General features: G+C 29.4%; 16 protein-coding genes. 12 read left to right on the top strand and 4 right to left on the bottom strand.

What is annotated here, in order from left to right:
- Positions 1-126: 126 nt before the first annotated feature.
- The 8 genes from GQS58_RS05985 to GQS58_RS06020 all read left to right on the top strand — a co-directional run bounded on the left by GQS58_RS05985 (position 127) and on the right by GQS58_RS06020 (position 8,888).
- Positions 127-1,521, top strand: a complete 1,395-nt coding sequence (locus tag GQS58_RS05985) for a glycosyltransferase (protein WP_166383858.1) — start codon at positions 127-129, stop codon at positions 1,519-1,521.
- 286 nt (positions 1,522-1,807) lie between these two features.
- Entirely contained in the window at positions 1,808-2,647 is an 840-nt protein-coding gene (locus GQS58_RS05990; protein WP_240914562.1) for a tetratricopeptide repeat protein, read from the top strand.
- A gap of 78 nt (positions 2,648-2,725) precedes the next feature.
- Positions 2,726-4,546, top strand: coding sequence for a BatD family protein (locus GQS58_RS05995; RefSeq protein WP_240914563.1), 1,821 nt, complete (start codon positions 2,726-2,728; stop codon positions 4,544-4,546).
- Positions 4,547-4,605: 59 nt separating this feature from the next.
- Positions 4,606-5,364, top strand: coding sequence for an SH3 domain-containing protein (locus tag GQS58_RS06000; protein ID WP_166383860.1), 759 nt, complete (start codon positions 4,606-4,608; stop codon positions 5,362-5,364).
- Between the two features lie 54 nt (positions 5,365-5,418).
- Positions 5,419-5,712: a hypothetical protein gene (locus GQS58_RS06005; RefSeq protein ID WP_166383862.1), complete on the top strand. Its 294-nt coding sequence runs from the start codon at positions 5,419-5,421 to the stop codon at positions 5,710-5,712.
- A gap of 79 nt (positions 5,713-5,791) precedes the next feature.
- Positions 5,792-7,384, top strand: coding sequence for a SulP family inorganic anion transporter (locus GQS58_RS06010; RefSeq protein ID WP_166383864.1), 1,593 nt, complete (start codon positions 5,792-5,794; stop codon positions 7,382-7,384).
- Positions 7,385-7,500: 116 nt separating this feature from the next.
- Positions 7,501-8,130 (top strand): carbonic anhydrase family protein, encoded by a 630-nt coding sequence (locus tag GQS58_RS06015; protein WP_166383866.1) that lies wholly within the window; start codon positions 7,501-7,503, stop codon positions 8,128-8,130.
- Positions 8,131-8,261: 131 nt separating this feature from the next.
- Positions 8,262-8,888, top strand: coding sequence for a carbonic anhydrase (locus GQS58_RS06020; RefSeq protein WP_166383868.1), 627 nt, complete (start codon positions 8,262-8,264; stop codon positions 8,886-8,888).
- A gap of 73 nt (positions 8,889-8,961) precedes the next feature.
- On the opposite strand, the gene GQS58_RS06025 is transcribed toward GQS58_RS06020, so the two are convergent.
- Positions 8,962-9,465: a CvpA family protein gene (locus GQS58_RS06025; protein ID WP_166383870.1), complete on the bottom strand. Its 504-nt coding sequence runs from the start codon at positions 9,463-9,465 to the stop codon at positions 8,962-8,964.
- 83 nt (positions 9,466-9,548) lie between these two features.
- Here GQS58_RS06025 and GQS58_RS06030 point away from each other — a divergent pair, with 83 nt between their 5' ends.
- The 3 genes from GQS58_RS06030 (at position 9,549) to GQS58_RS06040 (ending at position 11,835) form a co-directional block, all read left to right on the top strand.
- Entirely contained in the window at positions 9,549-9,899 is a 351-nt protein-coding gene (locus tag GQS58_RS06030; protein ID WP_166383872.1) for a hypothetical protein, read from the top strand.
- Between the two features lie 80 nt (positions 9,900-9,979).
- Positions 9,980-11,344 carry a TlpA family protein disulfide reductase gene (locus GQS58_RS06035; protein ID WP_166383874.1) on the top strand — a complete coding sequence of 455 codons (1,365 nt, stop codon included), beginning with the start codon at positions 9,980-9,982 and terminating at the stop codon, positions 11,342-11,344.
- A complete protein-coding gene (locus tag GQS58_RS06040; protein WP_166383876.1) occupies positions 11,344-11,835 on the top strand; it encodes a TlpA family protein disulfide reductase in 492 nt (163 codons plus the stop codon). Before GQS58_RS06035 ends, GQS58_RS06040 begins: the two co-directional genes overlap by 1 nt.
- Before the next feature lie 5 nt (positions 11,836-11,840).
- On the opposite strand, the gene GQS58_RS06045 is transcribed toward GQS58_RS06040, so the two are convergent.
- The 3 genes from GQS58_RS06045 to GQS58_RS06055 all read right to left on the bottom strand — a co-directional run bounded on the left by GQS58_RS06045 (position 11,841) and on the right by GQS58_RS06055 (position 14,342).
- Positions 11,841-12,746, bottom strand: coding sequence for a DMT family transporter (locus GQS58_RS06045; RefSeq protein ID WP_166383878.1), 906 nt, complete (start codon positions 12,744-12,746; stop codon positions 11,841-11,843).
- A gap of 123 nt (positions 12,747-12,869) precedes the next feature.
- Positions 12,870-13,229 carry a YraN family protein gene (locus tag GQS58_RS06050; RefSeq protein ID WP_166383880.1) on the bottom strand — a complete coding sequence of 120 codons (360 nt, stop codon included), beginning with the start codon at positions 13,227-13,229 and terminating at the stop codon, positions 12,870-12,872.
- A 156-nt stretch (positions 13,230-13,385) separates the two neighbouring features.
- Positions 13,386-14,342: an LD-carboxypeptidase gene (locus GQS58_RS06055; protein ID WP_166383962.1), complete on the bottom strand. Its 957-nt coding sequence runs from the start codon at positions 14,340-14,342 to the stop codon at positions 13,386-13,388.
- 172 nt (positions 14,343-14,514) lie between these two features.
- On the opposite strand from GQS58_RS06055, the gene metG reads away from it, so the two are divergent.
- On the top strand, positions 14,515-15,739 hold a 1,225-nt coding region (gene metG / locus GQS58_RS17130), incomplete at its 3' end, for a methionine--tRNA ligase (protein WP_240914564.1).

Consider the following 15,739-nt stretch of genomic DNA (forward strand, 5'->3'; position numbering starts at 1 on the left):
TAAGTGGGTAAAAAATATACACATTAAAAACCTTAAAAAAGGTAACTCCCTATAAACAAGGCACAACTACTAATGGTACGTAAATTGATTTAATATTAGTACAAGAAGAACTAATTAATAATCAACATGAAAATAGCTAGCTTTAATTTAAAATTAAATAATAATAAATTTTCTATAGAAGATAAAATAAATACGCCAATTAACTTTAAAGCTATCCTTACTTTGGTAGCCTCTTTTGTTATAATGATTGGAGCTGCGTATGTAGTTTACATATTACAAGATGATTTTTCTAAATTTAATTTAGATAGATTAAATAATAAGTTTGGATTTATATTTTTTACTCTAGCCGCAGTACTATTTGCTTTTGGAGTATTAACTTTTATTTACGATGTGTTTTTGTATTTTAAATACAAACCTATAGAATCTGTAAGTAATGAAGAATTACCTACAATTACGGTAATTGTACCAGCTTATAATGAAGGAAAACAAGTTTGGGATACTTTAAAAAGTTTAGCTAAAAGTGATTATCCTAAAGAAAAATTACAATTATTATCTATAGATGATGGTAGTAAAGATGATACTTGGCATTGGATGAAAGAGGCTAAAAAACTTTTAGGAGATCAAGTAACTATTATGCAACAACCCAAAAACATGGGTAAAAGACAAGCTCTATACCGTGGTTTTAATATGGGAAAAGGAGAAGTATTTGTAACTGTAGATAGTGATTCTATAGTAAAAAAAGATACTCTTCGTAATTTGGTAAGTCCTATTGTTGTTGATAAAAAATGTGGTGCAGTGGCTGGTAATATTCAAGTCTTGAATAATAAGAAAGCATTATTACCTAAAATGCTAAATGTAAGTTTTGTAATGAGTTTTGAGTTTAAACGTTCTGCAGAAAGCAGCTTAAATTCTGTTTTATGCACTCCTGGTGCTTTAGCCGCTTATAAAGCTAGTGCCGTTTTTGCATGTTTACCAGAATGGATTGATCAAAAATTTATGGGTAAAGCTTCTGATATTGGAGAAGACAGAGCATTAACCAATATGATTTTAAAACAAGGTTACAGCGTGCTATTTCAAAAAAACGCATACGCTTATACAAATGTACCAGAAGATTACAAAGGGTTATATAAAATGTTTATTAGATGGGGAAGAAGTAATGTTAGAGAAAACATTGCTATGTATAAATATGTATTTACAGACTTTAGAGAAGGAAGTAAATTCGGGTCTAGATTGTTATTTGTAAATCAGTCTATAAAAATGATCATGTCATATCCTTTTTTATTATTTATGATGTTTTTTGTTTTTACACACCCAGTTTTGTTTATCAGTTCTACGTTATTAAGTATTTTAGTTGTGTCTACATTCCCGGTATTATTCTATACTAAAAGATATGATTTAAAAGAAGCGCTGTGGGCATATTCTTACAGCATACTATATACTTTTGGCTTATTCTGGATAACACCTTACTCAATTGCAACTGCCGGTAAAAGCGGATGGTTAACTCGAGAAATAGCTGCTTAAGTAGATTAAATATAATACATACAGTTCTGCATTAATATGCAGCGATAGTAATAAAAAGCATCCAATAGAATCTATAACAGATTTTATTGGATGTTTTTTTTGTTTTGAGAAATAAAATGACAAATCTTCTATAATTCAACTCATTTACCGTTGTTACAACACAATACTAAAAGCAACCTAAAAAAATGAATATTAGCCTCCTTAAAAATAACAACTTATTAACAAAATTCTTTTTTTGAATACCTTACTTTTGTAATCATTACTTTTATGTAAAAAGACACAAATTATGAAAGAAGTTAAAGATAACATGAAGATTTTACAATACATCCTTATCGTTTTCTTAATGCTATTTTCACCGAAAGAAATTTTAGCACAAAAAGATTCTATTGCCTTACAACGAGAAGCTAGAAAATTGTTAAGACAAGGAAATGATCTCTACAATAAAAAACAATTTACAGATGCTTCTGTTGCGTATCAAAAATCATTAGCAAATAATACAAAATACGATAAAGCGTCTTATAATTTAGGAAATGCTCTTTATGAAAACAATAATTTTAAAGAGGCAGTACCCCAATACGAATTAACTGCAGAAACTGCAAAAGACAAATTTACAAAGGCAGAAGCGTATCATAACATTGGTAACGCAATGATGGAGCAAAAACAATATCAACCTGCAGTAGATGCCTATAAAAACTCATTAAGAAATAATCCTAATGATGATGAAACTCGTTATAATTTAGCCGTTGCCCAATCTTTATTAGAAAAGGAAAATCAAGATAACAAAGACGATAAAAATAAAGACAATAAAGATAAAAAAGACCAGGATAAGAAAGACAAAGACGATAAGAAAGACGGAGACGACAAAAATAAAGACAAAGATAATAAGGACAAAAAAGACGAGAAAGACAAAGACGGCAAGGGAGATGATAAGAAGGATAAAAATAAAGATCCTAAAAAAGATGAGAAAAAGAAACAAGAAAAACCAAAACCTCAACCAGGAAAAATGTCTCCAGAACAAGTAAAGCAATTGCTAGAAAGTTTAAATAATGAGGAAAAGAAAACTCAAAAGAAAATGAATGCTCAAAAAGCAAAAGGCAAAAAAGTAAAACAAGAAAAAGATTGGTAAAAATCTGCCATTCTTCTTTCTGGGAGCTAGCGTACATCATATTCTAAAAATTAGTTTGTTTAAAAAATAAGTACAAAATTGAATACCTATAAAATTAAAACAATAAGTAAAACTCAAGATTGGTTCTCCTTGTTAGGAAAATCTCAAGGAGCTTTAATGCTTATATTTTGTTTCGTAACCACTTTTGTAGCTGCCCAAGAAGCTACCTTAACAGCCACAGTAAGCAAAAATAAATTGGCAGTAAACCAACGATTACGAATTGAGTTTACCATAAACAAACAAGGTGGAGACAACTTTTCTCCCCCTAGGTTTACTAATTTTAAAGTAGTAGGAGGTCCAAGCCAATCTGTTAGTCAATCTTGGATAAATGGAAAAACAAGCTTTTCACAGTCTTACACCTACATTATTCAACCAGAAAGAAAAGGAGAATTAACTATTGGGTCTGCAAGTATTAAAATTTCTGGTAAAACCATAAAAACAGAACCTATAAAAATTATCGTTTTAGATGCTGTAGATATTCCTAAGAACCCAAATGATCCAAATTATATTGCTCAACAAAATATTCATTTAGTAGCAGAAATATCTAAATCTAGCCCTTATGTGGGAGAAGGTATTTATGTAGAATATAGATTGTATGTTAGTGAAAATGTTAGCGTCTATGATACCAATGTTACAGAAGCTCCTAAATACAATGGTTTCTGGAACCAAGCTATTAAAATAGATAATTACCCTGTAAAAATAGGGAAGTATAATGGCGAAGATTATAGATATATCGTGCTTCAGAAGGCATTATTAATACCTACAAAAACAGGGGTTTTAACAATAGATCCAATGAAAATGGATATTGTTATTGGAGTTCCTACAGGTAGAGCAGATTTTTTTGGAAATGTAATTACAAGAAATGTTCAAAAAGAATTTGCATCAGCTAAAAAAATAATTAACCCTAGAAGTCTTCCTTTAGAAGGAAAACCAACAAACTACAAAGGTGCCGTTGGTGATTTTAATTTTAATGTTACCTTAAGTAAGGGAGTTTTAAAAGCCAATGAAAGTTCTCAAATTAAAGTAGCTGTTTCTGGTAAGGGGAACTTAAAATTATTTGAATTACCAGAGGTAACAACACCTGTTGAGTTAGAAAAATATCAACCAGAAAGAAAAGAAAAAATACAGATAAATGCTGGTGGAATTTCTGGTGAAGTATCAGATTTATATACCATAGTTCCGCAGTATAAAGGGAAATATAAAATACCAAATGTTTCTTTCTCTTATTTTAATCCGAATGAAAAAAAATACCATACAATTACAACAGATGATTTCTTTGTAGATGTGTTGGATGGAAAAGAATTAAAACCTGCAATAGATACAAATGCTACGCGAAAACAAGATGTAGTTTCTACAGGTAATAATTTTAGATACATACAAACAAAAAGTAATTTAGAACTTGTAGACACAGATGATTTCTTTAAGTCTAACTTATTTTACATTTTATTATTATTACCTTTAATAACAATTCCTATTGGTATTTTTATTGCTAAAAAGAATGAAGAAAGAAGTAATGACCTTATAGGTAACAAGCTTAGAAAAGCAGAAAAATTAGCTAAAAAATATTTATCTGAAGCTCAAAAACAATTAGGTAAAAAAGAAGCTTTTTACGAAGCTTTAGAAAGAGCATTACACAACTACTTAAAAGCAAAATTAGGTATTGAAACAGCAGATATTAGTAAAGAAAAAATTACAGAAATTTTAGAAAATAAAAAAGTTGAACCAACAACAATTATTCAATTTATAGAAGTTTTAAAACATTCTGATATGGCGCGTTACTCACAGATAACAAATACAGAAATGGAAGCTGAATTTGAGCGCGCAAAACAAGTTATTGTTCAATTAGATAAACAATTATAACCTATTTCCTGCAAGGCTTTAAAAACCTTGTAGGTATATTTCAATATAGACTATTTCGAATGAAAAGAATATTTTTTTTATTGTTGATAATTGCCAATTCGGTTACTGCACAAAATGTAGATAGCCTATTTGTATCTGCAAATAACTTATATAAAAACGGCAAATTTAGCGAGGCTATTGAGTTTTACAAGCAAATAGAAGCAAAAGAATTAGTATCATCAGAATTGTATTATAATTTAGGTAATTCTTACTATAAGCTTAACAAAGTAGGACCATCAATCTATTATTATGAAAAAGCTTTACTATTAGATCCTTTAAATGCAGATGTAAAAAACAATTTGGTTTTTGCAAAACGTTTAGCATTAGATAATATTGAGGAATTACCAAAAACAGTATTACAAAAATTTAAAATAAATTATTTACAACAGTTCTCTTACAACCAATGGGCAATAGTAGTTATACTCTTTTCTGTTTTAGGAAGCTTCTTGTTTTTACTATTTTATTTTGCTGATGGACCTTCTAAAAAAAGATTCTATTTTACAACAAGTATGGTGAGCTTTATATTGTTAATTACCTCACTATTTATTACTTACAATCAATATAATTTTACTATTAATAATAAAGAAGCGATTGTTTTTGCAGAAAAAACTAAAGTTAGAAATGCACCTACATTAAACTCCGAAGAAACATTTACGTTGCATGAGGGTACTAAAATTATAGTTTTAGATGGCTTAGATGAATGGAAAAAAGTTAAGATTAATGATGGTAGATTAGGCTGGATACACGCTGAAGACATCAAACTATTAACCGCTTTTTAATTTTTTTTTAACATTAAATACAAAAAGCTTTATTAAATTTGCAAAAAAAAATATTTGAAGCTTAAAGTAGCATTTTTTTTTATATTGATATTTTCTTCCCTATTAATTACGCCAACAGTAATTAGTTTAATTGATAACGCCCAAGACATTTCTATCTTAATTAACATGAATGAAGAGGAAGAAAATCATGGAAAAAATACAATTAAAGAAGTGAAAATTATTCCTTATTCTGTTGTTTCTATCTCTTTTAGAAAAAATCAGAAGCGTAAAAATGTGCGTTTTAAGTCTAAAAACTATATTTCTGAGTATCCAAATATAGATACCCCTCCACCAAAATTTGTACTATAGCTTCCGTACAAAAAAACAAAATTTACAAAACTTAACAAATAGCTCTACTCTAAAAAGAATAGAGTAAAAATATATACATATGTTTAAAAATATTAAAAGCGACTTACCTGCAAGTATTGTAGTGTTTTTCGTAGCATTACCTTTGTGTTTAGGTATTGCATTAGCAAGTGGAGCACCTTTATTTTCTGGAGTAATTGCAGGTATCATTGGAGGTGTTGTTGTAGGTGGTCTTAGTGGATCTAAACTTGGTGTTAGTGGTCCTGCTGCAGGATTAGCTGCTATTGTTTTAACTGCTATTGGTACTTTAGGTGGTTATGAAAACTTTTTAGTTGCCGTAGTCTTAGCTGGTATCATTCAATTAATTTTTGGTGTTTTAAAAGCGGGAGTTATTGGTTATTATTTTCCATCTTCAGTAATTAAAGGAATGTTAACAGGTATTGGTATCATCATTATCTTAAAGCAAATTCCTCACTTTTTTGGTTATGATGCAGAACCAGAAGGAGCCGAGAGCTTTATTGAAGCTTCAGGAGAAAATACATTTTCATCAATATTTAACATCTTCGATCATCTTATTCTAGGATCTCTTGTAATTGGTATTATAGGTTTATTAGTTATCTTATTCTGGGATACTGTTTTATCTAAAAAAGCAAAGTTCTTTACAGTAATACAGGGTCCGTTAATTGCGGTTGTTTTAGGTATTGTTTACCATCTTTTTACTGCTACAAATGAAACTTTAGGTATTTCTGCATCACACTTGGTAAGTGTTCCTATTCCTGAAGACATTAATTCTTTTTTAGGTCAATTTAGCTTTCCTAATTTTGCCGCAATAACCAATACAGAAGTATGGGTTGTAGCATTTACTATTGCTTTAGTTGCTAGTTTAGAAACCTTGTTGAGTGTTGAGGCTTGTGATAAATTAGATCCAAATAAAAATGTAACTCCAACCAATAGAGAATTATTGGCTCAGGGAGCAGGAAATATTATTTCTGGTTTAGTTGGTGGTTTACCTATTACACAAGTAATTGTAAGAAGTTCTGCAAACGTACAATCTGGTGGAAAGACAAAATTATCTACCATTTTACATGGTTTATTTTTATTAATTTCTGTAATTTTAATTCCTACTTTATTAAATAAAATTCCATTATCTGTACTTGCAGCTATATTATTAGTAGTTGGTTATAAATTAGCAAAACCAAAATTGTTTACACAAATGTATAAACTTGGTTGGAAACAGTTTGTACCATTTATTGTTACTGTTGTTGGTATTGTTTTTACCGATTTATTAGTAGGTATTGGTTTAGGGTTATTTGTTGGTATTATAGTTATTTTATTAAAAAGTTATCAAAACTCTCACTTTCTTCATATTGAAGATAAAAGTAATGGTAAGCATAAAATAAAAATGACCTTAGCAGAAGAAGTAACATTTTTTAATAAAGGTGCTATTTTAAAAGAATTAGACAGCTTACCTGTAGATACGTACTTAGAAATAAATCTTATTAAAACTAGATATTTAGATAATGATATTATTGAAATTTTAGAAGACTTTTTATTTAAAGCTAAAGAAAGAAATATTGATATTAAACTTATATCTAAGCGAGGTACTGTAGAAAACCCAGAAAGTTTTATCCATTTCTTTAAAGAAAAACCAAAATCAGATATTAGTTTAAGCTAAATCTATTATTTAAAGGTAGTTGTTAACTAAAATAATAGCTACCTCTATAAAAAACATAAACATTATAAAAAAATGTTCTTTATTCATTTTTAGAGAACATTATAAAAAATATATACATGAAAGCACATACTAAAGAAACACAGTCTACAATGACACCAGAAAAATCTTTAACCTTTTTAAAAGAAGGTAACCAAAGATTTCAAGATAATTTAAAAGCACATAGAAACCTACTAGAACAAGTTAATGATACAAGTACAGGTCAATTTCCTTTTGCAACAATTTTAAGTTGTATTGATTCTAGAGTTTCTGCAGAACTAATTTTTGATCAAGGTTTAGGAGATATTTTTAGCATTAGAATTGCTGGTAACTTTGTAAACCAAGATATTTTAGGTTCTATGGAATTTGGCTGCAAGTTAGCAGGAACAAAATTAGTAGTAGTTTTAGGCCACACAAGTTGTGGTGCCATAAAAGGTGCTTGCGACAATGCTAAATTAGGAAACCTTACTGCAATGCTTAACAAAATTAAGCCAGCAGTAAATGCTGTTTTAGAGCCAAAAGAAGCTAGCTCTAGAACATCTGCAAACTTAGACTTTGTAGATAATGTTGCCGCTAGAAATGTAGCACTTACTATAGAAAGAATTAGACGCGAGAGTGAAGTTTTAGCAACAATGGAAGAAAATGGTGAAATTATGATTGTTGGTGCTATGTACAATATTAATGATGGTGCAGTTACTTTTATAAACTAAAAAATAAAACAACTTAATAAAAGAGGTACTACAAGCCTCTTTTATTAAGTTATAATAATTACCTTTCCATTGTTAATACACAACTTAACTATAAAGTAAAAACGGAAAAAACACCAACTAAAACTTCTATAATGAACTTAGAAACTGTATTTAAAAACAATGAAAATTGGGTTAAAGAAAAATTAGCTACAGATAAAAACTATTTTGAAGAATTAGGAAAAGGTCAAAAACCAGAATTATTATATATTGGTTGTTCAGATAGTAGGGCTACTGCAGAAGAACTAATGGGAGCTAAACCCGGAGAAGTTTTTGTGCATAGAAATATAGCTAATATGGTTATTAGTATCGATTTAAATGTAATGTCTGTAATTAATTATGCCGTAGATCATTTAAAAGTAAATCATGTTATTGTCTGCGGGCATTATGGTTGTGGAGGTGTTAAAGCAGCTATGCAATCTGCAGATCTTGGTATTTTAAACCCGTGGTTACGTAATATTAGAGATGTGTATAGAATTCATGCTACAGAGTTGAATGCTATAAAGTCTGAAGAAAAAAAATACGAACGTTTGGTAGAATTAAACGTTAAAGAACAATGTGTAAATCTTATTAAAACAGCTGCCGTACAAAAAGCGTACAGAGATCGTGGTTTAAAAGTTCATGGTTGGGTCTTTGATGTGCATACAGGTAAATTAATTGATCTAAAAATTGATTTCGAAAAATACTTAGATGATATAATGGAAATTTATCATTTAGATTAAATAACAAAACCCAAGAAATTAGTTTTTCTTGGGTTTTTATTTATATTTTAAAATCTACAGTTTTATTTCTTTACTATACTTCTTTTTCCTTTTCCACTTCCTTTATTATAGATGGAAAAATAGTAGGTGCTACTTTTTTTACGGGCCCATATAAAATAGACTCTTGCAATGTTTCCTTTTCTATAAAAGGAATTGTATCATTCATTTTACCAAAAAAAATAAAAAGAACACTTAATATCAACCCTATTTTTAAAGCACCAAACACACCGCCTAATATTTTATTTAAAATTCCTAAAGAAGCAAAATCTGCAATTTTAGTCAATGCTTTTCCTAAAAGCGCAATTACCAAAATAATTATCACAAAAGTAATGGCAAAAGAAGCTAAAGAAATATATTCTGGGTTCCAAGAAACATACTCTTTTAAAAAATCTGAAGCAAAGTAAGAAAAATGAATTGCGCCATACACACCGGCAATAAGTGCTACCAAAGAGGCTACTTCTACAAACAAACCTTTTAATACCCCTCTAACAAAACCAAAAAGCAATAAAGAAGCTATAACAATGTCAAAAATATTCATGAAATTAATTTTCTCAAACCTACATAAATTTTGATCAATTTAAAAATGCCAGTCGTATCTTTACAACTTATAAAAATAGTAAGATGCCAAAAACACTCACCTTAAAAGAAAAATGGGAATTGTTAGTTAGTAAATTAACCAATCAATTTGCAGATGGAGACGAATTAAATATGGATGGAATTATCTATTTAATTGGTGTACAAGAATTAGGACAAGGTCAAAGAGAATTTAAAAAAGACGAAAAAGTAAACCTAATGCATATTGCCATTTGCAAACTTTTAGAGCCTTATGGTTATTACGAGTTCGATTATTTTGATGATGATACTTGGCCCCATTATAAAACACTAACAGAGTTACCAAATTTAAAACCTGGTGAACAAACAGTGTTAATGAAAGAAGCTATTATTAACTACTTTGAAGCTTTAAACTATTAATATTACTTTAAAATAGAGAAATAGTACTTTTGGTATGCTTCTTGAAAATAGTTTAATACCATCAAAAATAAACTTAAAAGATGAAAAAAATACTCGCATTTATATTCTTAATTTCTTCGTTTGCACAAGCACAATATACTGTTAATGGAACCATGTCTCCTACCATAGATACAGATTGGGTTATCTTATACAAAATTGAAGGTGCATCACAAAAGTTTATACAAAACTCAAAAATTAAGATAGATTCTGTTGCTATTCAAGGAAAAAAACAAGCAATAGGTAGCTTTAGTTTTACACTGCCAGAAAGCACAAAAGTAGGTTCTTATAGAATAACTTACAGACTAGAAAATGCAGGTTTTGTAGATTTTATCTTTAATAAAGAAGATGTAAATTTTGGTTTTCATCCAGAATACGCAAACCAAACCGTAACTTTTACCACTTCTAAAGAAAACATGTTGTATAAGGATTATGTTGATAATATCTCTACAGCACAACAAAAATTAGATTCTATACAAATTGCAGGTTTAGAAGACCAAAGCTTACATCTTAAGGATGAATATAAAAAGGCTTTAAAAACATTGAATAGTATTCAAAAAGAATATTTAGAAGCTTCAAACGGAATGTATGTTCAGCCCTTTATTAAAGCTTCATTAAGAAATAATCTTCCAGAAATTATAGAAACGCCAGAGAAATATATGTCTAATATGATTGGCTCCTTTTTTGACCATATTGACTTTAATAACAAAACATTACTAAATTCTTCTTTTATAACAGATAGAATTACAGATTATGTTTTTTACATTAATTACTCTCAAGATACAGAAACACAACAAAAATTATTTAAAGAATCTGTAGATAAGGTTTTTTCTAAGATTGATAATATTTCTTATAAAAAAGAAATTATTGAGTTTTTAATTAATCAGTTTGAAACTGATATGAATCTTGAGTTAATAGATTATTTGTTCGATAATTACTATGCTAAGTTACCCGCTAACATTCAAGATAAAAGCTTTAAAGAAGAAAAACAGGCCTTATTTGCTGCAGAAATAGGCAGAATTGCACCAGATTTCTCTTGGAAAGAGGACGGTAAGCAATTAACGCTTTCTAAATTAGACGAAGCAGAAAATTATTTATTAATTTTTTGGAGTACTACTTGTTCTCATTGTTTAAATGAAGTACCACAAGTACATACATTTTTAAAAGAAAATGAAAAGGTAAAAGTAATTGCGTATTCTTTAGAAAATGATAGTTATGGCTGGAGTAGTTTCAAAAAAACATTACCAAATTGGCATCATGTTTTAGGTTTAAATAAATGGCAGAATAAAATTGCTAGAACTTACAATGTAGTTTCTACACCTAGTTATTTTATTCTAGATGCTAACAAAAAAATAATTGCAAAACCAGAACATTTAAAAGATGTAAAACAGTTTTTTGCTAAAAAGTAATGGCAAAAAAAATATTCGCTTTTTTAATTTTTACAATTCATTTCTCTGCGGTAAGTCAACAATTTTTTAAAATTAATGATACCGCTCCAGACTTTAAGCTATGGCTTACAGATGGTACTAAATTAACAAATAAAGATACTAAAGGAAAGGTAGTTGTTTTTAAGTTTTGGTTTACCTCTTGCATGCCTTGTTTAACAGATATTCCTAAATTAAATAACCTAGTACAAGAGTTTAAAAAAAGAGATGATATTCTATTTATCGCACCTGCTTTAGACAGAAAACCTGTAATAGAAAAGTTACTAAAAGTACATCCATTTCTATTTAAAATTGCCTATTCGGCGATGGACGTTAGTCAGAAATTTAACAAACAACAAGTATATCCATCTTATTTTATCATCAATAAAAAAGGAAAAATTTCTTATATAGATAGTGGCAGTAAAAAATCTGAAATTAAAGATTTAAAAAACGCCCTTTTAGAAGCTTTAAAGTAATACTATCACTTCTTATTTTTAGCCTGTTTTAAAGAGGTTATAACAATACCAATAATTACTAAAAAGGCGCCAAAAAACTGCAACAAAGTTAAGCTTTCTCCTAAGAAAAAAGACGCTAATATAATGGTAGATATTGGCCCAACACCTGCAACAATAGCAAAGTTAGACGAGCTAATCATTTTTATAGAAGTACTTACCAAAAACGAAGGGATTACAGTTGCAAAAACAGCTATTAAAAGTCCAAAACTATATACTTGCCAAGGCAAATTAAACAAGTCTGTTTTACCTATAAAACTAAAGTGTATAAACACGCAAAAACAGGAAACTAGCATAGCATAGGCTGTAAATTTTACAACCCCGAATTTAGGAATTAACCAACCACTTCCAACTAAATAAGACGCATAGGTTATGGCACTTAAAAGCACATAAAAACCTCCTAAATAAACGTTATTTCCAGAAACATCTACTTCATCAGAAAACGCAATTACAATTCCTAAATAAGATAAAAAAATGGCTAAAGCTTGAAATTTAGTAATCGGTTGCTTAAAAAAAAGTCTATTTAATAGAATTACAATTGTTGGGTACACAAATAAAATAATACGTTCTAAACTCGCCTTTATATAAGTTAAACCTTCAAAATCGAAGTAGCTTGCTAGATAATAACCAACCAAACCAAAAAATACAATCCAATAATAATCGCTTTTTGTAGTTTTAGTCTCTTTATTTTTATTTCGATATACGTAGGCTATAATTACATAAAACGGAAAAGAAAACAGCATTCTTAACAACAACATGGTAATTGCATCTACATTATAATTGTATGCAAGCTTCACCATTACCGCTTTAGAAGAAAAAAGCACAATGCCCAAAACACCTAAGAAAACACCCACCCAAAAGTTTTTTTTCATCATAAGACAAAACTAAAACTTACGGTTCTAAAAAGTAGTTTTAAAATGAAACGATTACGATGTTCAGCTAAAAAATTGAATTGATCATTACAAGATTATGAAACAAGTTCAGATTGACAAAAAATGTTAGAAATGCAAAAAAGCATCTTCTAAATGTTCAATTTTTGTTTTATTTTTTTGATGGATGATAGCAATAATATCAAATCGAACCTCAACATCTAAATCTTTATCAACCACATAATAATCGATAGCAGAAACTAATAACTTAATTTTTTTAGCCTTTACAGCATCTTGTGGTTCTTCAAAATAATCTGAACTTCTTGTCTTTACCTCAACAGCAGCTAAAACTTCTCCTTTTTTAGCAATAATATCTACTTCCGCTTTTAAATAGCGGTAGTTTGTTTCTAGGATTTTATAGTCGTTTTTTAATAAAAAATCGATGGCTAATTTTTCTCCCTTTTTACCAAGTTCATTATGTTCTGCCATTTTTTAGTTTTCTGTATTCAGTGGCCGTTTTTACTAATCAATAAAGTCTTAAAAATAGTTTTGATTTGCCAATGTGTTAATTTACATAATAATAGTTAATAAGACCTCACAGGTTTTAAAAATCTATGAGCTGTTTCTTTATGGTAAACACTTTACTTAATCTTCAAAATCTACAGAATACTGCTTACTACCAACAGTCAACTTAACTTTCCTTCCAAAAATCATTGCTCTATTATCTGCTTCATGACCTGCAGGAAAATCAAATAAAACAGGAATATTTTCTGGTACAACATCTAAAATTAATTGCTCTATAGCACTTCCCCATTTGGTAGAATTCTTTCTAATAGAAGACATATTACCTATAATTACGGCATTTACATTTGTAAAATACCCGGCACGTTTTAAACTTTGCAGCATTCTATCTATGGAATATTTATACTCGCCAATTTCTTCAATAAATAAAATTTTACCATTCGTATTTAACTGACTTTTAGATCCTAACATAGAGCTTAAAATAGCCAAGTTCCCTCCTATTATTTGTCCTTCTATTATATTTAAAGAATTGGTTCTATTATATTTTGAAGAAGGAATTTTATAACTCAATTTTTCTCCGAATAAAGATTTCTTAAATGAAGCTATTGTTTTAATTATTTCTTCTGGTTTTTCCTCTAAACTACTTGCCATCATTCCATGAATAGTTTCTACACCTAAATTATGAATATGGTTGTGAAACGCAGTAATATCAGAATACCCAATAATCCATTTTGGCTGTTGTTTAAACTTAGTATAATCTAATAAATCTAAAATACGTACAGAACCATAACCGCCTCTTGCAGCCCAAATTGCTTTAATATTTGGGTTGTCTAACGCGTCTTGAAAATCTTGACATCGTTCTACATCTGTTCCTGCAAAATGATTATTCTGCTTATATAAATTTTTACCTAAAACAACTTTTAAACCCCAACTCTCCGCTAATTTTACAGCTTTTAATACAGTTGCTTTTCTATATTGTTTTAAAATTCCGGCAGGTGCAACAATGGCAATGGTATCTCCTATTTGTAAATAAGCTGGTGTACTTAATTTGTCTTGTGCGTTTACAGATGATAAAATCATCAAAAATAAAAGTGTAAAAAGTGTTTTTTTCTTCAAAATAGCGCTGGTTTCTGGATTATAATTGTCTAAAAATCTTATTATGGTAAATGTATCAATTTTCAATGGTTTTTAAAACTCCCTTTTTCGTACTTTTGCACTTCAAAAATCAGTCCACAATTAATACATAGAACACATGAGTGCTCCTAAAAGATATACAATTACTGCCGCTTTACCATATACAAATGGTCCAATACATATTGGTCACTTAGCAGGTGTTTACGTTCCTGCAGATATTTACGCACGTTATTTACGTTTAACAGGTAATGACGTTGCTTACATTTCTGGTTCGGATGAACATGGTGCTGCTATACCAATGAGAGCGAAAAAAGAAGGTGTTTCTCCGCAAGTTATTATCGATAAATATCACGGAATTATTAAAAAATCTTTCGAAGATTTTGGTATTTCTTTTGATAATTATTCGAGAACTTCCTCTAAAATTCATCATGAAACTGCCTCAGATTTTTTCACTAAGCTGTATAATGATGGTGAGTTTATAGAAGAAGTATCGGCACAATTATACGATGCAGAAGCAAACCAATTTTTAGCAGACAGATTTGTGGTTGGAACTTGCCCAAAATGTGGTTTCGAAGAAAGTTATGGAGACCAATGTGAAAACTGCGGAACAAGCCATAACGCAACAGATTTAATAAACCCAAAATCTTCAATTACAGGAAATGTACCAAGTTTAAAGGAAACAAAACACTGGTTTTTACCTTTAGATAAACATGAAGCATTTTTACGTGAGTGGATTTTAGAAGGACATAAAAAAGATTGGAAACCTAATGTTTACGGACAAGTAAAAAGTTGGGTAGAAGATGGTTTAAGACCAAGAGCGGTAACGAGAGATTTAGATTGGGGAATTCCGGTTCCTTTAAAAGATGCCGAAGGAAAAGTACTTTATGTTTGGTTTGATGCGCCAATTGGCTACATTTCATCTACTAAAGAATGGGCAGCAAGAGAAGGCAAAAATTGGGAAGATTACTGGAAAAAAGATGATACTAAAATGGTTCATTTTATAGGGAAAGATAATATTGTTTTTCACTGTATTATTTTCCCGGCGATGTTAAAAGCACACGGAGATTATATTTTACCAGATAATGTACCTGCAAATGAATTCTTAAATTTAGAAGGAAATAAATTATCTACTTCTAAAAATTGGGCAGTTTGGTTGCACGAGTATTTAGAAGAATTTCCAGATCAGCAAGATGTTTTGCGTTATACCTTAACAGCAAACGCTCCAGAAAGTAAAGACAACGATTTTACTTGGAAAGATTTTCAGGCAAAAAACAACAACGAATTGGTTGCTATTTTTGGTAACTTTATTAATAGAGTTGTAGTTTTAACAAACAAATATTACG

Source organism: Polaribacter sp. 11A2H (assembly GCF_011379025.1).
Taxonomy (GTDB): Bacteria; Bacteroidota; Bacteroidia; order Flavobacteriales; family Flavobacteriaceae; genus Polaribacter.